The organism is Halanaerobiales bacterium, assembly GCA_035270125.1.
Taxonomy (GTDB): domain Bacteria; phylum Bacillota; class Halanaerobiia; order Halanaerobiales; family DATFIM01; genus DATFIM01.
In genome coordinates, this window is sequence record DATFIM010000075.1 from 1 (window position 1) to 20,842 (window position 20,842).

Below are 20,842 nucleotides of genomic sequence, written 5' to 3' on the forward strand. Positions count from 1 at the left end.
ATTTGGTTTTGTAGTAGCTCCAATTTATGATATAATTCTGATAGAGAGAATAATCAAATTAAAATAGAGGTAATTCAGGAGGTGTAGGTCATAAAAGAATTTATATTTAGTAATTTTACTTTAAGTAATTATAATTTATTATTTTTGAGTATTGGTATATTTTTAAGTATAATTACAGCGATTTCAGCCTGGCGTAAAATTCATGAAAATAAAAAGTGGTTTTATTTTTTATTTTTAATATATATTTTAAGTTTTTCGATGACGATAACTACTAAAAATTGGTTTTTATTTGTAGCTGGCTGGGAATTGGTTTCTGTAATTACTGCTTTGATGTTATTATGGGATAACAAGTCTGCAGCCTGGAAATATTTAATAATTCAATTTATAGGTGGCAGTTTCTTAATTTATACAGTATTAGTTGCCTATACTAATGGTTATACCCAGGTAGGACCAATAGAAGAAACCTGGTTACAAAATATGTTTATCCTTGGTATGGGTTTTAAGAGTGCTATTTTTGGATTGCATTTTTGGATACCTATGATTTATCGTGAAGCTTCAGCAACATTTTGTGCTATTTCTTCAGGTTGGGTAGCTAAACTTGGTTTTATTACTTATTTAAAATTAATAACTGATGGTAATCAATTATTATTATATGCAGGTTTATTAATGATTTTTTATGGTGGCCTCCGTGCTATTAGAGAAAACAATTATAAAATTATTTTAGGTTATAGTTCTATAAGTCAACTTGGATTTATTGCTCTGGGAATTGGGAGTGGAAATAAATATGGCTATCTTGGAGCTATAATCCATATTATAGCTCATGGATTGGCAAAAACAACATTATTTAATGGAGCAGCAAATTTAATAAGAGAATATGGTTCTGTACTTATAAAAGATTTTGTTGATTGTCAAAATCGCCAGAAATTAAATAGTATAACTACATTCATTAGTTTTCTTTCTTTAATGGGGATACCACTTTTTGTTGGATATAATAGTAAACATCTTATAAAATACTCACTTGATCATCATCCGTTTTTTATTATAATATTACATATTAGTAGTATTATTACTGTTTTATATTCTTTAAGAGTTTTATGGTTGACTATGTTCAAAAATAGTAAATTTGATTTTAATTTATTTAAATCTAACAATAAATGCCGGAAAAATTATATTTTAAGTTGGGGAGAAAAATCAGTTCTTTTATTACCAGTGATTGCTTTAATTGGATTTGGAGTTTTTAGTAATCAGATATTAAATATTGATATTGATTTTGATATATTTACAGGTTTATTATTTAGTTTTATATATATATTTATTGGAGTCAGACTATATTTTGCAAATTATATTAGAAATGAATAGAGGAGGATAAAAATAGATGGGGTGTGGAACAGTTTTTATTTCTAGTCTTATTGGGTTTATATTTTTTAATATCCCTGGGGCTATTATAGGTGCTTTTATTGGTTTTGTTTTAAATAGCAGTTCAAGTAGTACAACTTATTATGGTCAAAGACAGAGCAATCAATCTGCAAATTCACAACTTTATTTTTATAAACAGTTATATGGAATGTTGGCAAAACTCGCTCAGGGTGATGGAGCTGTTACAAGAGAAGAAATTAATATAGTAGATGATTTCACTGATAGGGAATTAAATTTACCACCTGCACTAAAGAAAGAGGTAATAGGTTTTTTTGATGAAGCTAAAAGAAAAAACATTTCTTTTGAGACATATGCGAAAAATTTTTATAATATAATTGGAAATCAACCTAATGTTGCAGGTAGAGTGGTTGAATTAATGAATCAAATAGCTGCAGCTAATGGAGGAGCTTCTTCTAAACAAACTAAAATGTTAGAAAAAGCAGTGGATATTTTTGGATTAAACAGTAGAAGTCGTTATCAAAGACAATCTAGTGGTTATCAAAGAAGTCATAGCAGGCAAAATAATCGACAGGATAATCTGTCAAAAGGAAAAGATCCTTATGAAGTTTTAGGATGTTCTCGAAATGATAGTACGGCTGAAATAAAAAAGGAATATAGAAAATTAGTAAAAGAATATCATCCAGATCGTATAATATCTAAAGATTTACCAGATGATTTTGTTGAACTTGCTAATAAAAGATTTAAAGAAATACAGGATGCCTATGAAAAAATAATGAAAATGAGAGGCGAAAAATAAAAAACAGGGAATGGTTATTATGGTTAATAAAAAGAACCTCATTATAGCTATTATTATTTTATCGGTATTGTTAATAGGTGGCGCTTCTTATGTTGTTTTTGTACCGGATCCTGTTGAATCAGCAAATGAATATTTAAAGGCATTAGAAAACAACAATTATGAAAAGGCTTATTCCTTGCTTGCGGAAGAAAGTAAAGAAAAAATAACTATTGAAACTATGAAAAATAGATATGAAAATTTTTATAAAAAAGCAAAAATAAAAGGAAAACAATCTGAAAATCTTATAGTTCAAAGAGATGATTTTTTCTCAGCAAGTGCTAATTATAGAATGAATTTTAATTCTGCTGATTTTGGTAAAAAAATTTATGAATATACTATGAATTTAAAAAGAGAAAGTTTAATAAATTGGAAAATAAAATGGAATTATAATTTAATTTTTCCAGATATGACTGAAGAGTCAAAGTTTGTAAGGGAGGTTATTTTACCTGAAAGAGGAGTAATATTTGATAGAAATAAAAATCCTCTGGCTGTTAAGGGAGAGGTTGTAGAAGTTGGGATTCAGGCAGCTAAAGTTGAAAATCAAAAAATATTAATAGAAGAATTAACCCAAATAATGGATGTAGATGAAAGTGAAATAATGAATAGTTTGCAAAGATACCCTGATAACCCTGAATGGTTTTCTCCTTTAAAAACTTTGACCTGGGAAAATTATAAGAAACTTGAAGAAAAATTACGTCCTATTTCAGGTGTGTTTTTTCGAAAAAAAGAATCCAGAGTTTATCCTTATAAAGAAATAACTGCCCATCTTACAGGATATATTTCTGAAATTTCCAATAAAGAAATTGAATCATCTGAAGAAATTAATTATATTTCTGGAGAATTAACAGGTAAATCTGGATTAGAAAAAAGTTATGAAAAGAAATTAAGAGGTAAAAATGGTTATATTCTTTATCTGCAAAATAATAATAATAAAAAAGAATTAATGAGAAAAAAAGCTGTTGATGGTGAAAACTTAATTACTAGTATAGATAGAGATTTACAGAAAAAAGTTTGGCAGGCTCTGGATAATAAAACTGGAGCAGTAGTAGTTTCAGACCCTAAAAATGGAGAAATTTTGGCAATGGTTAGTTCTCCTTCTTATGACCCCAATCAATTTGTTCTGGGTATGAGTCAAAGTGATTGGGAAAAAATCCAGAAAAATGAAAAGAGTCCTATGTTAAATAGAGCAATACAGGGACTTTATCCTCCTGGCTCAACTTTTAAAATAATAACAGCAGCTTCTGCTTTAGATAGTGGATTAGTAGAAATGGATACAGAATTTAATGACAAAGGTGAGCTTAAAATAGAAGGAAATATAGTTAGAAATTATCAAAATGAAGTTTTTGGAAAACATACATTTAAAGAAGCTTTAACTTATTCTATTAATACTGCCTTTGCTAAAATTGCTTTAGAATTATCAAAAGAAAGACTTATTGAATATATAAATAAATTTGGATTTGAAAAAAATATCAATCTCGGCCTTGAAGTAAAAAACAGTAGTATTGGTGAGATAAACAGTAAAGTTGATTTAGCCTGGACAGGACTGGGGCAGGCAAAAGTATTAACAAATCCTATCCAAATGAATAGAATTATAGCTATTGTGGCCAATCAGGGTAAAAATGTTTTTCCATCTTTGATAAAGAATAATTTAGAAAATGAAGATCTCAGACAAATAATAGCAAAAGAAAATATCAATAAATTAGAAGAAATGCTTATAAATGTTGTTGATAAAGGTACTGGTAAAAATGCTGATTTAGAAAGTATTGAAATTGCTGGAAAAACTGGAACAGCTGAAATAGGAATTGATGATGAAAAACCACATGCCTGGTTTGTTGGTTATGCACCTGTTAATAATCCTGAATTAGCAGTTGCAGTATTTTTAGAAAATGGTGGTGTTGGAGGTAAAGATGCAGCCCCAATTTTTAAAAAAATAATCTCTGATCTTGCAAATGAGGGTGAATAAATATATAATTGATGTATTATTATTAATGGAGGTATTTAAATAATGGCAATCCAAATTTTAGCTGACAGTTGTTGTGATTTAAATGAAAAAATAAAAGAAAAATACAATATTCAGATAGTTCCTTTGAAAATATTTGTTAATGATAAAGAATTTGTAGATGATGAAAATTTAAATAAAGAAGAGTTGATTGATTCTATGAGAAATGATAATGATTCACCTAAAACAGCAAGTCCTTCTCCTCAGTTATTTATCGAAAAGTATAAAGAAGCTGAAGAATCTTTTGTAGTTACTTTATCTTCTAAATTAAGTGGAACTTACCAGAATGCTAATTTAGCAAAAAGTATGATTATGGAAGAATTAAATGATAAATTCATTCATGTTTTCGATTCACTAAGTGCATCAGCGGGTGAGACAATAATAAGTATAAAGATTGGTGAATTAGTAGAAAAAGGGTTGGAAAAAAATAATATTATTGAAAAAGTTGATAATTATATAAATGAAATGAAAACTATGTTTGTTTTGGATTCTTTAGATAATCTTATTAAAGCCGGAAGGATGAGTAAAGTAAAAGGGAAGCTGGCTTCTTTTTTTAATATTAAGCCTATCCTGGGAAGTGATGGAAAAGGAGAAATCCAATTGTTAGATAAAGCAAGAGGTTCTAAAAGAGTTTTTAAAAAGCTTGTACAATTAATTGGAGAAAAAGGAGAAAACCTTGAGGAAAAAATTATAGGTATAGCTCACTGTAATGCCTTGGATAAAGCTGAAAACTTAAAAAAACAAATAGAAAAAAAGTATAATTTCAAAGATATAGTTATTGTTGAAACAGCCGGTATAAGTACAGTATATGCTAATGAAGGTGGTATAGTCATTGCTTTTTAATCTGTTAGCTTGCTGAATTGATGAATTTAGTTTATAATAATAATTAAGATGATAATCATAGCTTAATATTAAGTAGGTGGGTTTAGAAGGTGAAAAATATGTTTTCTTATCATAAAGTTACATTAGTTTTATTTCTTATTTTATTTGTAGTATTTTTAACTCATAATAATTTATTTGCTAATGATGATGATAATCATTTAATTTTGAAAAATAAAGTTTTCGATTTAAAATACTCTAATATGGTTAATCTTGAATTCATTGAATTTAATGATTATGATGATTTAATAAAAAAAGATATTACCTATAAAAAAATCAATGATGAAGAATTGCAATTAGATATTTTATACCCTGAAGTAAAATTAACAAAAAGTTATCCAGTAGTAGTTTATATCCATGGTGGAGGCTTTATCAGAGGGGATAAAGATGAAATTTATGATTTAAAACCTTTAGTAGATGAATGGCACAAAAATGGCTGGATTGTAGTAAGTATTAACTATAGATTACTGTATGGAGATAAAATATTTCCTGATAATTATCGAGATGTAAAAGATGCAATTTATTGGATAATAAATAATAAAAGCAAATATAATTTTGATATTGATCAAATTTGTGCAGTTGGACACTCAGCTGGAGGTACTCTTGCTTTATTAACAGGTTTAAATAATAATAAAGTTAATTGTATAGTTTCAATGTCTGGCCCTACAAAATTATATGGAAAAGAAACTTTTGAATTCAGGAAAAAAATAATGTCTGCTATAAATACCAATAAATTTGATGAAGATATTATGAAAAAAGCAAGTCCAATAAACTATATTAATGAAAATAGTCCTCCTATTATGTTACTTCATGGTACTAAAGATAATTTTGTTCCCTTTAATCAATCACAGTTATTTTATGAGAAAGCTCAAAAACTTGGTGCTGATTGTAAATTTATTAGTATTGAAGGTAGTGGCCATGTTCTAGAATTCAGTTATTTACCTCGGATGCCTTATTTAAAAAATGAAATTGTTAAATTTATGGAAGATAATATTAAAGCAAAATAAATTATTTTAAATTAGCCGCTGAAACTTTTTGGTAAGTGAGGCGGCTTTTTTAAAAAAAGGGTGTTGTATATGCGTGAAAATCTAATTACCTTTTTTCTAGTATTAGGAGTCTGGATAATTTTTGCGGGGAGAATAACCCGGGAAGTTTTAATAGTTGGTTTCTTTGTTTCTATAATTGTAACTTACTTTTTTAAAGATATGTTATTTAGGTTTAGCAAGAAAAAAATAGGGATGAAAAATTTTATTAAAAAAATTGGATTAATATTTGCTTTTGTTTTTGTGTTTTTTTATGAAGCATTTGTATCAGCTATTGAAGTTAGTAAACATGCATTTGAAAAAGAACCTTCTTTTTCTCCAGGAATAGTAAAAGTTAAAACTACTTTGACCAATGTTTCAGCTTTAACTATTCTGGCTAACCTAATAACTTTAACACCTGGTACTTTGACTCTTGATTTTGATAAAAGTGAAAGAGCTTATTATATTCACTGGATTGATGTAAAATCTACAGAAGATGCAGCTAAAAGAAAAGAAATAATTGAAACATTTGAGAACTGGTTAGGAGTGATTTTCGAATGATTATTGGGTTGGCTATTTTTTTTACTATTGCTTCTTTATTAATTTTGATAAGAGCGGTACTTGGACCAACTATTACTGATAGATTGATTGCAGCTGATAGTATTGGGATTTTTTTAACTCTCGTTATTTTACTTATTGGAGTTTATTATGAAATAAGTTTATTTATAGATATTTCTTTAGGTTATGCGATTTTACTTTTTATTGATATGTTGATTTTTTCTAAATACTTTGAGCATGAGGAGCTGTATAAATAATGCTTTTACGAATAATCATATCATATTTATTGATGGGGGCAGGAGCAGCTTTTGCGGTAGTAACAGTAATTGGTCTTTTAAGATTCCCAGATGCTTATACTAGAATTCATGCCGGTGCTGTTGTTCTAACAATAAGTGCTGTTTTAGTTTCTTTAGGTATTGCTGTTTATGTTTGGGAACTTTTTATTAGTTTAAAAATAGTACTTATTGCTTTATTGTTTTTAATATCCAACCCAATGGCTACTCATGCCATTGCAAGATCTTCTTATAAAAAGGAGATAGTTAAATTAGAAGAAAAAAGTATTGACGAATATTCTGATTATATAAAGGAGCAAGAAGAATGATTATTTTAGAATATTTATTACTATTATTTTTGCTTTTAACTGCTATATTTGCTGTTTTTTTTGAAGAGGAATTGATCTCTATTGTGTTTTTATCAATCTTTTCAATTGTATTGACTACATTATACTTAATCCATAAAGCTCCAGATGTGGCTTTAGCTGAAGGAGTAATTGGTGCAGGATTAAATACAGCGATTTTTATGGCTGCCATAAGTCAACTTAGAAAAGATGAAGAATGTCATTGTCAAAAAGACTGATAACTGAGGTGATTTAATAATGAAAAAGGTAGTTGCAATTATAATTTTAGCATTATTTTCATTAGTTTTATTTTTGAATTTGCAAATTATACCTGAGGATCAGTTAATTGAAAATAATGCCTCAGTTTTTTATAGGGCTAATGGGTTGGAAGAAACTAATTCTCTTAATTTAGTTACAGCTATTTTATATGATTTTAGAGCTTTTGATTCATTAGGAGAAAGTACAGTTATCTTTGCTGCTGTTAGTGGAATAGTACTTGTTTTATCTCGAAAAACTCTTGCTGTTTCTTCCCATGGTTTATCATTTATTGTAAAAAGAACTTTTGCAATTTTAACTCCATTTATTTTTCTGTTTAGTATATATGTAATTACTCACGGTCATTTATCTCCTGGAGGAGGTTTTCAGGGAGGAGTTATTCTTGCCAGTATTTCTATTATTTTTATAATAATTTATGGAAGTGCATTTGACTATAAAATGGTTAGTCCTAACACAAAAACTGTTCTGGAAACAGGTGGGGCTCTTACTTTTCTTTTAATAGGATTTATAGGTTTAATGATTGAAGGAGTATTTTTAAGTAATATAAAAATTTTAAACCAGGGAATAGGAAGCCTATTTAGTGCTGGAAGTATCCCAATTGTAAATATAGGTATTGGTCTAAAAGTAGGAGCTGGACTTGCAATCATATTCTATAGTATGATTCAAAAAACACTGGAAAGGAGTTGGGTAAGCCGTGATAAATAATTTAGTTTTTGCTATTTTGGTTTTTGTTAGTTCATATGCAATTTATATAAAAAGAAATTTGATTAAAATTGTTATTGGCTTATCCATCTTAGAAGCTGCTGTGTTTTATTGGGTAATATCTACTAATGATAAAGGAGGAGGTTTACCTTTTTATCAGGTAACTGAAAGAGGTTTAGATATGATAGATGCAATACCACAGGCCCTTACTTTGACTGGAATAGTAATTGGAGCAAGTACTACTGCTTTATTATTAACTTTTATAATAGAATTAGATAAATTTACAGGGACCCATAATCTTGATAATTTGAAGGGGTTGGATGATTAATGGATATAAATATCTTACTACTAGTTATAATACCTTTATTTACAGCTTTTATGATACCATTAATTGATCTTATTCATAAAAGTATAAGAAAATATTTTGTCTTTGTTTCTATAAATGTAGAAGCATTTATAGCAATTAGAATAATATTAAACAACTTTGATAAAATTAAAAATTCTGAGCTTTTTTTAGATTATCATTTAGGTGGTTGGATTACTCCATATGGAATTAATTTAATAATGGACCCGGTTGCTTTATTTTTCTCTACCTTAATCACCTTTTCCTTATATTTTATAATAGTTTATTCAATTGGTTTTATTGGCCATCATGAAGGTAAATACTATGTTCTTTTATTTTTAATATTTGCAGCAATGCAGGGTACTATTTTAACCGGCGATTTATTTAATATGTATGTATTTATTGAATTAATTGCAGTTACTTCATCGCCTCTGGTTGCTTTTAAAAGAGATCAAAATTCTACAGAAGCAGCAATTAAATATTTGATTTATAGTATTATTGGAGGTTTATTCTTTTTCATTGGAGTAATTTTCATTTATTTTAGTGTTGGTACTCTTAATATGGCAGAAGCAGCTGCTAATTTTGGTAGTATTGGATTTAGGATGCAATTGTTTATTATAACTACTTTTCTTGTCAGTTTTCTTATTAAACTGGGGATTTTTCCCTTTCATTTTTGGTTACCTAAAGCTCATAGTGCCTGTCCGAGCTCTATAAGTGCTCTTTTGTCAGGAGTATTATTAAAAGTTTATCTTTATACCTTTATTAGAATATTATGGACAGTTTTGGATTATAACATAATTATAGATATAGGTTTGGATGTATTTATTATTTATATTTCTTTATTTTCAAGTTTACTTGGGCATATTTTCGCTCTACAGGCAGATGATATTAAGAGAATGCTTGCTTTTTCAACTATTGGCCATATTGGTATGATAACTGCTGCCATAGCTCTTAATACTAAAGCAGGATTTTATGGAGCAATGTTACATATTATTGCTCATTTACTTATGAAATCTGGTTTATTTTTAGGAGTAGGTTATTTAATAAATTATGTTTCCGGACATAAGATAGAAGATTTTACAGGAATTGCTTATAGACATAAAGGTATTTTCATTAGTATAATAGTACTATCGTTTGGGATGATAGGTATTCCACCTATTATAGGGTTTATGAGTAAGTGGTATATCTTACTTGGATTTTTAGAGTCTCAGAGTTATTTGGGGGCTGCTCTTGTTATAGTAGGTAGTTTAACTGCCGTGATTTATTATATGCGTTATATTGCAAGAGCTGTTCAGAAAGTAAAAGTAGAACCTGATTTGAAAAATCGTGGTATTTTCAATAAACCTATAATTTCTACTTTTTACAGAGAGCGGATTGTAACTGCAATTATTTATCTTTTTACATTTTTAGTAGTAGTTACTGGAGTTGGTTTTAAAATGTTTGATATACCAATAAATTCTATGATTCCAGAATTAATTGATTCTCAAGAATATATTAACCATATACTTGGTTTATAAACAGGTGGTGATTATAAATAAATGGATGTTTTCGATATTTCAGAAATTTTTCTATACAATGATTTCAATATATTTTTTGTTTTATTAGGTTTATTTGTAACTGCTGCAACTTCATTTGCTGCCTATGATTATTTAAAAGAAAATAAATTCTGGTATTATATATTAAATATTTTTTACATATTAGGCTTTTTTATGGTTATTACCACCCAGAGCTGGTTTGTTTTTATTATAGGCTGGGAAATTGTAACGGTAACTACCACCTTTATGATTATATGGAGTGATAAAAAAATAGCCAGACAGTATTTTTTGGTTCAATTTACAGGTAGTAGTATTTTATTATATGTTATTTTATTAGCCTTTAGTATGGGTTATAAAACAATTGGGGTAATAGATGAAACCTGGTTACAGAGTTTGTTTATAATAGGGGTGGGGATGAAAAGTGGTATTTTTGGATTGCATTTTTGGTTACCACCTATCCACTCCAAAGCACCTGCTCCAGTAAGTGCAGTGCTTTCTGGTTGGGTTGTAAAATTAGGATTTATAACTCTTTTGAAAATTATAGCTGGCCCTAATCAATTTTTGGTTATTTTAGGATTTTTGATGATCTTCCTTGGAGGGATTAAAGCATTACTACAGACAGATTTAAAAGTTCTTTTAGCTTATAGTACTATCAGTCAGTTAGGTTTTATTGCTGTAGGGATAGGAAGTGGCAGTACTTATGGAATTGTTGGAGCTATTTTTCATATTGTAGCTCATAGTCTGGCAAAAACTAATCTTTTTATAAACAGTGGATTTTTAGAAAAAGAATATAAGAGCAGAACAATATATGATATGAATAAAATCTGGAAAAGAAAGCCAGTTTCAGCTTTAACAGTAATAATAAGTTTGCTTTCTTTAATGGGAACGTTTTTCCTGACAGGATATCACAGTAAGCACTTTATAAAATATGCATTTAAGGGGATAGATTATTTAAAAATATTATTACATGGTGCAAGTATTTTAACTATTTTATATAGTCTTAGGTTGGCCTGGTGGTTATGGTTAAAGAATATTTTTGGCAAGAATAAAAAAGAAGGAGAAATTAAAAAAAGAAATTTCTCCCCAGGTGAATATGGCTATAGTGCAATTTTATTTTTAAGTTTTGCCTTATTGTTTACTGGAATTGTGCCAAATTATATATATAGTAGATTTTTTGTTGAAGATATAAGTTTTCATTTTTTAGATGGTTTTATAAATTATATTGTCTATTTTATAATAGCAATTTCAATTCTCTGGAGACTTGACTGGATAAAAACAAAAGAAAAAGCAGCCCCAGAATTGGATGATATTTTCAAAAAGGTGAATAACTTTCTTTATAAAATTTCAGGTAAGTTTTTAGAATATGATACAGGGGTTTTCTTCGAATCATATCTTTATAATAGTATATATAATATTTCGCGAGGTATTTATAATTTCATTTATACTGATTTTCAAATTCAGTTACTTTGGATTCCTACCCTGCTTATGTTATTATATATGTGGATTACTTTTATAATTTAATTTTCAAGTAAACCTTTTAAAATAAAATGTGCGCTAGAAATATTGGTAGCGAGCGGAACATTATGGACATCACAGACCCGAAGTAAAGCTGAAATATCTGGTTCATGTGGTTGGGCTGTAAGAGGATCGCGCAAAAAAATTACACCATCAAGTTTATCTTTAGCTACTTCAGCACCAACCATCTGATCACCACCAAGTGGTCCTGATTCCATACGATTAATTTTTACATTAACATTATCCATAATTACTTTTCCAGTAGTACCTGTGGAAATAAGTTTGCATTTTGAAAGAAAATTATAATGATGTTTTACAAATTCAACCATGTCGTCCTTTTTTTCATCGTGAGCTATTAATGCTATTCTTTTCATAATTATTTCACCTTCTATTTTAGAGTTTTGTTTTTAATATAGTTCTAAATTATAAATTCAAGAAAAATATATAAATCCCTACAAAAAGTTAAATTTTAAATAGATTATCTAAGGAGTTGATTTTAGTTGTCAAAAAAATTATTTTTACTTGATGGTCATAGTCTTGCTCATAGAGCTTTTTATGCCTTACCAACCTTAACTAATCAGGATGGAGAATATACAAATGCTGTGTTTGGTTTTGCAAGAATGCTTTTTGGATTAATAGATAATGAAAAACCTGATCTTTTAAGTGTTGCTTTTGATAAAAAAGGACCTACCTTTCGCCATGAGGAATATGAAGATTATAAAGCAGACCGAAAAAAAATGCCTGATGAACTTTCTCCTCAAATCCCACTAATAAAAGAAATGTTAAAAGATCTTAATATACCTATTTTTGAAAAAGAAGGTTATGAAGCTGACGATGTTATTGGAACTCTTGCCAGGATGGGTGAAAATGAAGATTGGGATGTAGTTATTGTTACTGGAGATAGAGATGCACTGCAATTAGTTACAGAAAATATTGAAGTTATGTACACTAATAAGGGAATATCTGATATTACTCAATATACTTTAGAAGAAGTCAGAGAAAAATATGAACTAGAACCTGACCAACTAATAGACTTAAAAGGTCTTATGGGAGATTCTTCTGATAATATACCTGGAGTACCAGGAATTGGAATAAAAACAGCTACCAAATTATTAAAAGAATTTGATAATATGGAAAATGTATTAAACAATATTGAAGATGTTTCCGGAAAAAAGAGGAAAGAAAATTTAAGAGAATATGCAGACCAGGCCAGAACAAGTAAAATGCTAGGTGAAATTTTACAGAATGTTTCCCTGGATGTTAATCTTGAAGATTTATCTTATGATAAATTAACTGAAGAAGAAAAGAAAAAAATAATTAAACTTTTTGAACGGCTTGAATTCAAAAGTTTAATTGAAAGATTTAAAGAACTTAAAGAAATTAAAAGTGATGATATTAATATTGAAAAAATTGATAATCCTGAAGATTTAAATAATCATTTAGAAAAATGGAAAGAGAAGAAAGAAATTGGTTTATATTTTGTTCTTTCTGATTTTTCAAATCCAGTTGAAAGTGAACTTAAGGAACTTCTTCTTGCAGAAGATGCAAATAATATTTATTCTTTTGATTTGGATCAAATTAATTTAAGTAATTTAAAAGATATATTAGAAGATAAAGATATAAAAAAATTAATGCTTCAGGCTAAAGAGGGGATCTTATATTGTAAAAGAAATAATATAGAATTAAAAGGTTTGGAGTTTGAACCCTTATTAGCAAAATATCTTTTAAATCCTTCAGATAAGTTAATTGATTTGGCAACTCTTTATAAGGAAGAATTGGATTTTGAATTAGGTAAAGAAGTTACTGATATGGAAAAGTCAGCAGTACAATTAGCCAATATATTTGAATTGAACGATGTTTTGCTTAATGAATTAAAAAATAATAATTTATTAGAATTATATAATGATATAGAAATTCCTTTAATTCCTTCTCTAGCTCAAATGGAATTAAATGGTATAAAAGTTGATAAAGAATATCTTGGTGAATTATCTGAAATGTGGGAGAAAAAAATAACTTCAATAGAGGAAAAAGCCTATAAATTAGCGGGTGAAGAGTTTAATCTTAATTCTCCCAAACAGGTAGGAGAAATTTTATTTGAGAAATTAGGATTACCAGTAATAAAAAGAACTAAAACAGGTTATTCAACAAGTATAAAAGTTCTGGAAAAACTGGAAGACAAACATGATATTATACCTTTAATAATGGAATTTAGAAAGTGGTCAAAATTAAAATCTACTTATGTAGATGCACTCCCACCTTTAATTAATTCTGAAACAGGAAGAATTCATACCAGTTATAATCAAATGATTACTGCTACTGGTAGATTAAGTAGTACTGATCCTAATCTGCAAAATATACCGATTAGAACTAAAGAAGGAAGAGCGGTTAGAAAAGCTTTTGTTCCAGAAAATGATGATTGGGCATTTCTGGCTGCAGATTATTCACAGGTTGAATTAAGAGTTTTGGCTCATATCAGTCAGGATGAATCATTAATGAATGCTTTTAAAAATGGTCTTGATATTCATACTGAAACCGCCAGTAAAATATTTGAAGTTAATCCTGAAGAAGTTACTTCAAATATGAGAAGACATGCAAAAGTTATTAATTTTGGGATTGCTTATGGAATGAGTGCTTATGGTTTATCCCAGGATCTTGATATTAGTAAAAAGGAAGCTCAAGAATATATCGATAAATATTTTGATAGATTTTCTGGAGTTAAAAAATATATGGATAATATAACAAAAAAAGCTAAGGAAGAAGGATATGTAACAACCATATTTGATAGAAAAAGATATATTGCTGATATAAATAGCAGTAATTTTCATAAAAGATCTTTTGCCAGAAGAGCAGCTATAAATACACCGATTCAGGGAAGTGCAGCTGATATTATGAAATTGGCTATGCTTGATGTTTATGATTATATAAATAATTGTGATCTGGAAGCAAGAATTTTATTACAGGTCCATGATGAACTTATTTTGGAAGTTAAAAAAGATGTATTTCAAAAAGTAGCTGCAAAAGTTAAAGAAAAAATGGAGAATACAGCTTCACTATCAGTTCCTTTAACTGTTGATTTACAGATTGGAGATAACTGGAGAGACAAGGAAGAATATGAGGTGCAAAATAATGCCTGAATTACCTGAAGTAGAAAATGTAGTTTTGGGCTTGAAAAATCTTATAAAAAATTATATAATAACTTCTGTGAGAATTAAAGAACCTCGACTAATAGCTTATCCAGAGTTAAAAGAATTCCAAAAACAAATAAAAAATCGTAAAATTTTCGATATTACCCGTAGAGGGAAATATATATTAATACATTTACTTGAAGATAAAATTATGGTTATCCATTTAAGGATGACCGGTAAACTTCTTGTAAAGCCCAGTAAGGAACCACTTAAAAAACACACTCATATAATTTTTAAATTAGATCATAATACAGATTTAAGATTTAATAATGTAAGGAAATTCGGGAGAATTTATTTAATTGATGATGATAATTATGAGGCGGCAGGAGGGCTTGCGGAGCTTGGCCCTGAGCCTCTTGCTTCTGATTTTAGTTTTGAAGATTTTCAAAAATTATTTAAAGGAAGAACTGCGGGCATAAAGTCACTTCTTTTAAATCAAAAATTTATTGCAGGTTTAGGTAACATTTATACTGATGAAGTGCTTTATCGTTCTGGTATTCATCCTCGCCACCCTGCTGATAAACTTACAAAAAATGCTATAAAAAAAATGTATAAAAATATAAGAGAAATACTTAGATTAGGCATAAAATATAATGGGACAACTTTTAGTGATTATGTAAATGCCTTTGGTGAAAAAGGAAGTTTTCAGGAAAAATTACAGGTATATCAAAAAGAAGGGCAAAAGTGTAATAAATGTGGGGAAATTATTATTAAGGATAAAGTAGCAGGTAGATCTACTTATTATTGTCCTAATTGTCAAAAAAATAAATAGGATTTATTTATGCTATTTGGATTTACAATTTGTTTAAAATTTAATTTATCAGAAAAATTTTATTATTAAAATCATTTATTGACTTAATTAAATGGAGGAAATTATGATTATTGGATTAACCGGGGGTATCGCCGCTGGTAAAAGTACAGTTGCAAGGATTTTAGCGAGTTTAGGTGCTTATATAATTAATGCAGATAAAATAGGCCATAATATTTTGGAGAAAAATAAAAATGCTTACAATGATGTTATAGATGAATTTGGTGAAATTATAGCAAAAAATAATGGAAAAATAGATAGGAAAAAACTTGGCGAAATTGTATTCTCAGATAAGGATAAATTAAAAAAATTAGAAAATATTACTCATCCTTATATAATCGAAGAAATAAAGTATGAAACAAAGGAGAAGATCAAAGATTACCATCATCTTGTTCTTGATGTACCACTACTTTTTGAGACAGGTTTAGAGAATATTGTTGATATAACCTGGGTGGTTGTTTGTAGTTATGAAAAACAAATAGAGAGAATTGCTAAAAGAGATGGTTTAAGTAGAGAAGAAGCTAAAAAAAGAATAGCATCTCAAATGGAAACATCTCAAAAGGTAAAGCTAGCGGATTTTGTCATTTACAATAATGGAAATAAAAAAGAATTAAATAATAAGGTTCTTAGAAAATGGAGAAAAATAAATAATATCGATTTCTAAATATTTTATAAATTTTAATTTAAAATAATTTTAAAAATTCGGCAATAATTTATTATTTAGGAAGGAAATTCTTTCTTTCTCTAGAATAATATTTATTAGAGTGCTATATAAAATTTATTTTAATAATTATTAACAAATTAATAATTTTATTTAGGAGGTGGTATAAAAAAAGGGGAGTTATTTACCAAAAAATTATCCAAAGAGGAAAGTTTTAGAGGAGTTTAAATTTTCCAAAGTATGAAGTAGAAATAGTAGAAAAATTTGAGGAGGTAAATAAAATTAATATGAATAAAAGAATTTTTTCTGTCGTTCTTGCCCTTGTTCTTGTTGTAGCTGGATTTAGTGTTGCAGGTGCTCAAGATACTGAAGTCAAAAACCCTAACACAATGACTATGGTGACTATTGGGGACCAAAACACTATGGATCCGCATTTTGCATATGATACTGCTAGTTCTGAAGTTATTTTCAATGTTATGGAAGCATTAATTGCTTATGATCGTTCAAGTATTGAAGAATTTAAACCAATGCTTTCAACCAAAGTTCCTTCTTTAGATAATGGTTTAATTTCTGAAGATGGTACAGAATACACATTTGTTTTAAGAGAAGATGTAGAATTTAGTAATGGAAATGAGTTAACTCCTGAAGATGTTAAGTATAGTTTTATGAGAGGTATGGTTCAGGATAGAACTGGTGGACCAGTTTGGATGTTAATTGAACCATTCTTTGGAGTTCAGACTTTAGATGCTGTTGCTAAAAAAGTTCTGGATAATCCAGGAGAAGACTTCAAAATTGAAAATATGACTGATGAACAGGCTAAAAAATTGTATGACGCAATGGATGAAAAAATAGTTATTGATGGTAATGAAATTACCTTAAAACTAGATGCACCTTATCCACCATTCTTGACAATCCTTGCTCATGGTAATAATGTTGGTATGATCATGGATAAAGAATGGGTTATAGAACAAGGTGGTTGGGATGACACCCCTGAAACAATAGTTGAAAACCATGACCCTAACAAAGAAGATGATCCTCTATTTGATAGTCTAATGGGTACAGGTCCATTCATTTTAGAAGAATGGCAAAATGGAGATCATGTAATCTTAAGAAGAAATGATGACTACTGGAGAGAACCAGCTAACTTTGAAACAGCTGTTATTCAGAATGTTGATGAGTGGAGTACACGTAAGATGATGTTCCTCCGTGGTGACGCTGATCTTGCTTATGTACCTAAACAGTATAGATCACAGGTTATGGAAACTGGTAAAGTAGATATAGTTGAAAACTTACCACAACTACAAAATACTACTATGATGTTTAACTGGGATATTAATATTAAGGCAAGTGATTTTGTTGGTAGTGGAAAATTAGATGGTAATGGTATTCCAGCAGATTTCTTTACTGATGTTCACGTAAGAAGAGCATTTAGTCATGCATTTAACTATGATGCATTTATCAAAGAAGTTAGAATGGGAGAGGCTATTCGTCTTCGTGGACCAATAGTTAAGCCACTACAGGGTTATGATGAAAATTCTGATGTACCTCAATTAAACCTAGAAAAAGCTGAAGAAGAATTTAAGAAAGCTTTTGATGGTGAATTATGGGAAAAAGGATTTGAAATGACTCTTGTATATAATACTGGTAACTCTCCACGTAAAGTTGCTGCAGATATGCTTAAGAGTTATATTGAACAGATCAATCCTAAATTTAATGTAAAAGTACAGGGCCTACAGTGGTCTTCTTATCTTGATGGTTCAATTCAGGGTACTTTACCTGCATCATTTGGTGGTTGGTTAGCTGACTTCCCAGATGCACATAACTTTGCACAGCCATTCCTCCACAGTGATGGTTACTATGCTGGTCAGCGTGGAGAAAATTATATGGAATGGGCTGAAGAATCTGGTTTAGATGAGTTAATTAATAAAGGTATAACTACAGTTGATCCTGAAAAACGTAAAGAAATATACAAAGAAATCCAGCAAATTTCTGTAGATCAGGCTATTGATATCTGGTTAGATCAGACAATTGGTGTACACTTAGAACGTAAATATCTTGAAGGATATTATCCAAACCCAATGAGACCTGGAACATATTTCTATATGTATAATAAGCCAGGTGGATATGAAACTCATGAAGTAAAAGGAATCGAAGAAGTACAAAATTAATTAGATTCTTTTGAAAAGATAATATTAATTTATAAAGCCAGGGGAGTTCTCTCCCCTGGTCAATTTGTGAATACCAAAAATACACTAATTTATTACTAAGTTAAAGTAAAAATTCTGAAACATTATTCAATTGATTATTTTCAAATTTAGGAAGGAGCTGTAATTTGGTGTGATTAATTATATTACTAGAAGACTAATAATCTTACCATTCATTGTATTTGGTGTCACAATACTTGTATTTGGTATGTTAATGATGTTAAGTCCATATCAAAGATTAAGTACTTATGTAAGTGATCCTAAGCAGGTTAAAGGCCAGAATATGGATGCTATGGTAGAAAAGCATGGTCTTAATGATCCATTTTATCAACAATATGGACGATGGATTAAAGGAATTATGAAAGGTGATTTTGGTTGGTCAGAATCAGCAGGACAACCAGTTACTCAGGCTATTATGTCTAGATTTCCTGCCACCCTGGAACTGGTGTTATTTGCAGTTGTTCCGGTAGTATTAGGAGGGATATGGCTCGGTGTGTTCTCGGCTGTTAAACATAATAAGGCCTGGGATCATATAATCAGAGTTTTAGCTACTGTAGGCTGGTCATTTCCTACTTTTGTATTTGCACTATTAATGTTAATGATTTTTTATGGTGTATTAGGTTGGCTACCACCTGGACGGCTAACTCAAGAAGCGGCAGGTATTGTTAGGTCAGCAGAATTTGTTCGTTATACAGGCTTAAATGTTATTGATTCATTATTAAATGGTAACTTTTTTGTTCTATGGGATTCTATTAGACATGTTATTGCTCCAATTATAACCCTATCTGTAGTTAGATGGGCTTATATTTTAAGGATTACGCGTTCGAGTATGTTAGAAACTTTACGCAAGGATTATATCCGTACTGCTCGTTCTAAAGGTGTAGAGGAAGATGTAGTTATTAATAAGCATGCTAGAAGAAATGCACTTATTCCAGTTGTAACAGTAGCTGGACCTATGATTTTAGCAATGCTCGGAGGAGTAGTCATAACTGAAACTATCTTTAACTATCGTGGGATAGGACAATTTGCAGCACAAGCAGCACAACAACTTGATTATGCCGCAATATTAGGAGTTGCTATGTACTTTAGTTTCTTATTAATCCTAACAAATCTTATAGTTGATGTTTCATATGCGGTTATAGATCCTAGAATTAGATTGGAGTGATATAAATGACCTGGAAAGAACTAATAAAAAGATTATTTACTAACAAACTATCGGTTTTTGGCTTTATTATTATTTTAATATTTGCTATTGTTGCTATTGCTGCTCCCTGGATTGCACCACCTGCTGATCCCGATGATCCTTATCTAATTCCAAGACGAGGTTGGTCTACAAGACCTTCTCCTCCAAGTGAACAAGCACTATTTGGAACTACTGAAGGGTCTTATGATATATTTTATGGTATGATTTGGGGAACGAGAACTGCATTTAGAATTGGACTAACAGTTGTCTTTTTTGGTTCGCTTATAGGTGTAAGTATTGGTACTATTGCTGCATTTTATGGAGGAAAAGTTGATGAATTTTTAATGAGAATTACAGATGTATTTATGTCAATTCCCTTCTTAGTTGCAGCTATGGTTCTTACAACAATACTAGGACGTGGTTTAGATAATGTAATGTTAGCCTTAATTACATTTGGCTGGATGGGAACTGCTCGTTTAACACGATCGCAGGTTTTAGAAATCAAAAATGAAGAATTTGTTCAGGCTGCAGAAGCATTAGGTGCAAATGACTTTCGTATTATTTTACGTCATGTTCTCATAAACAGTATATATCCTGTTTTAATTCAGGCCTGTATGAGAATTGGTTCTATGGTTATTACTGCCTCTGCTCTTAGTTTTCTTGGAGTTGGAGCACCTGAAGGCTATGCAGATTGGGGACAGATGATATCTTTTGCCCGAAATTGGATAGTAGGTACTAGTGGTAATCCATTAGAATTCTGGTATACTATTATTTTCCCAGGTACAGCTATTTTATTCTTTAGTCTAAGTTGGAATTTAATTGGTGACGCGTTCCGTGATATTTTAGATCCTAAGTTACAATAATTTTAATCAAATAAGGGCAGGTGAAAATATTGAGTAAAGAAAAGTTAATAGATGTAAGTAATCTAAAGACCCACTTTTTTACAGAAGAAGGTGTAGTAAAGGCAGTAGATGGAGTAGATTTTGAGATATATCCTGGAGAAACAATAGGGATAGTAGGAGAATCTGGATGTGGAAAGAGTGTAACTTCACTATCAATAATGAGATTGGTAGAATCACCTCCAGGAAGAATAGTAGATGGAAGTATAATGTTTGAAGGAGAAGATATAGTAAAAAAGAAACAA

The 20,842-nt window shown here is 29.5% G+C and carries 21 protein-coding genes; 20 read left to right on the plus strand and 1 reads right to left on the minus strand.

What is annotated here, in order from left to right; all coding sequences use genetic code 11:
• Positions 1-258 precede the first annotated feature (258 nt).
• From VJ881_04020 to VJ881_04080, 13 genes are all read left to right on the plus strand, one after another.
• Positions 259-1,359: a complex I subunit 5 family protein gene (locus VJ881_04020; GenBank protein HKL75215.1), complete on the plus strand. Its 1,101-nt coding sequence runs from the start codon at positions 259-261 to the stop codon at positions 1,357-1,359.
• A 16-nt stretch (positions 1,360-1,375) separates the two neighbouring features.
• Complete coding sequence (locus VJ881_04025) at positions 1,376-2,173, plus strand: DnaJ domain-containing protein (protein ID HKL75216.1); 798 nt, start codon at positions 1,376-1,378, stop codon at positions 2,171-2,173.
• A gap of 19 nt (positions 2,174-2,192) precedes the next feature.
• Positions 2,193-4,175, plus strand: coding sequence for a penicillin-binding transpeptidase domain-containing protein (locus VJ881_04030; protein HKL75217.1), 1,983 nt, complete (start codon positions 2,193-2,195; stop codon positions 4,173-4,175).
• Between the two features lie 42 nt (positions 4,176-4,217).
• Complete coding sequence (locus VJ881_04035) at positions 4,218-5,054, plus strand: DegV family protein (GenBank protein ID HKL75218.1); 837 nt, start codon at positions 4,218-4,220, stop codon at positions 5,052-5,054.
• 98 nt (positions 5,055-5,152) lie between these two features.
• Positions 5,153-6,097, plus strand: coding sequence for an alpha/beta hydrolase (locus VJ881_04040; GenBank protein ID HKL75219.1), 945 nt, complete (start codon positions 5,153-5,155; stop codon positions 6,095-6,097).
• Between the two features lie 69 nt (positions 6,098-6,166).
• Entirely contained in the window at positions 6,167-6,673 is a 507-nt protein-coding gene (locus VJ881_04045; GenBank protein ID HKL75220.1) for a Na+/H+ antiporter subunit E, read from the plus strand.
• Positions 6,670-6,927 carry a monovalent cation/H+ antiporter complex subunit F gene (locus VJ881_04050; GenBank protein ID HKL75221.1) on the plus strand — a complete coding sequence of 86 codons (258 nt, stop codon included), beginning with the start codon at positions 6,670-6,672 and terminating at the stop codon, positions 6,925-6,927. The genes VJ881_04045 and VJ881_04050 overlap by 4 nt, the downstream gene beginning before the upstream one ends.
• The gene (gene mnhG, locus VJ881_04055) at positions 6,927-7,271 is read left to right on the plus strand and encodes a monovalent cation/H(+) antiporter subunit G (protein ID HKL75222.1); all 345 of its coding nucleotides are present in this window, start codon (positions 6,927-6,929) and stop codon (positions 7,269-7,271) included. Before VJ881_04050 ends, mnhG begins: the two co-directional genes overlap by 1 nt.
• Positions 7,268-7,525, plus strand: a complete 258-nt coding sequence (locus tag VJ881_04060) for a DUF4040 domain-containing protein (GenBank protein ID HKL75223.1) — start codon at positions 7,268-7,270, stop codon at positions 7,523-7,525. The genes mnhG and VJ881_04060 overlap by 4 nt, the downstream gene beginning before the upstream one ends.
• Positions 7,526-7,544: 19 nt before the next feature.
• Positions 7,545-8,267 (plus strand): hydrogen gas-evolving membrane-bound hydrogenase subunit E, encoded by a 723-nt coding sequence (mbhE, locus tag VJ881_04065; protein HKL75224.1) that lies wholly within the window; start codon positions 7,545-7,547, stop codon positions 8,265-8,267.
• On the plus strand, positions 8,257-8,592 hold the full coding sequence (locus VJ881_04070; GenBank protein ID HKL75225.1) for a sodium:proton antiporter: 336 nt from the start codon (positions 8,257-8,259) through the stop codon (positions 8,590-8,592). Before mbhE ends, VJ881_04070 begins: the two co-directional genes overlap by 11 nt.
• Positions 8,592-10,124, plus strand: a complete 1,533-nt coding sequence (locus VJ881_04075) for a proton-conducting transporter membrane subunit (protein ID HKL75226.1) — start codon at positions 8,592-8,594, stop codon at positions 10,122-10,124. The genes VJ881_04070 and VJ881_04075 overlap by 1 nt, the downstream gene beginning before the upstream one ends.
• 21 nt (positions 10,125-10,145) lie before the next feature.
• Positions 10,146-11,663, plus strand: a complete 1,518-nt coding sequence (locus VJ881_04080; protein HKL75227.1) for a complex I subunit 5 family protein — start codon at positions 10,146-10,148, stop codon at positions 11,661-11,663.
• On the opposite strand, the gene VJ881_04085 is transcribed toward VJ881_04080, so the two are convergent.
• Complete coding sequence (locus VJ881_04085; protein ID HKL75228.1) at positions 11,660-12,031, minus strand: methylglyoxal synthase; 372 nt, start codon at positions 12,029-12,031, stop codon at positions 11,660-11,662. The two genes, VJ881_04080 and VJ881_04085, sit on opposite strands and share 4 nt — an antisense overlap.
• Before the next feature lie 126 nt (positions 12,032-12,157).
• Here VJ881_04085 and polA point away from each other — a divergent pair, with 126 nt between their 5' ends.
• The 7 genes from polA to VJ881_04120 all read left to right on the plus strand — a co-directional run.
• The gene (polA, locus tag VJ881_04090) at positions 12,158-14,791 is read left to right on the plus strand and encodes a DNA polymerase I (protein ID HKL75229.1); all 2,634 of its coding nucleotides are present in this window, start codon (positions 12,158-12,160) and stop codon (positions 14,789-14,791) included.
• The gene (gene mutM, locus VJ881_04095; protein ID HKL75230.1) at positions 14,784-15,614 is read left to right on the plus strand and encodes a bifunctional DNA-formamidopyrimidine glycosylase/DNA-(apurinic or apyrimidinic site) lyase; all 831 of its coding nucleotides are present in this window, start codon (positions 14,784-14,786) and stop codon (positions 15,612-15,614) included. Before polA ends, mutM begins: the two co-directional genes overlap by 8 nt.
• Before the next feature lie 103 nt (positions 15,615-15,717).
• Positions 15,718-16,314, plus strand: coding sequence for a dephospho-CoA kinase (gene coaE / locus VJ881_04100; GenBank protein HKL75231.1), 597 nt, complete (start codon positions 15,718-15,720; stop codon positions 16,312-16,314).
• Between the two features lie 284 nt (positions 16,315-16,598).
• Positions 16,599-18,479, plus strand: coding sequence for an ABC transporter substrate-binding protein (locus VJ881_04105; GenBank protein ID HKL75232.1), 1,881 nt, complete (start codon positions 16,599-16,601; stop codon positions 18,477-18,479).
• A gap of 169 nt (positions 18,480-18,648) precedes the next feature.
• Positions 18,649-19,680, plus strand: a complete 1,032-nt coding sequence (locus VJ881_04110) for an ABC transporter permease (GenBank protein ID HKL75233.1) — start codon at positions 18,649-18,651, stop codon at positions 19,678-19,680.
• A 5-nt stretch (positions 19,681-19,685) separates the two neighbouring features.
• Positions 19,686-20,561, plus strand: a complete 876-nt coding sequence (locus tag VJ881_04115) for an ABC transporter permease (GenBank protein ID HKL75234.1) — start codon at positions 19,686-19,688, stop codon at positions 20,559-20,561.
• 29 nt (positions 20,562-20,590) lie between these two features.
• On the plus strand, positions 20,591-20,842 hold a 252-nt coding region (locus VJ881_04120), incomplete at its 3' end, for an ATP-binding cassette domain-containing protein (GenBank protein HKL75235.1).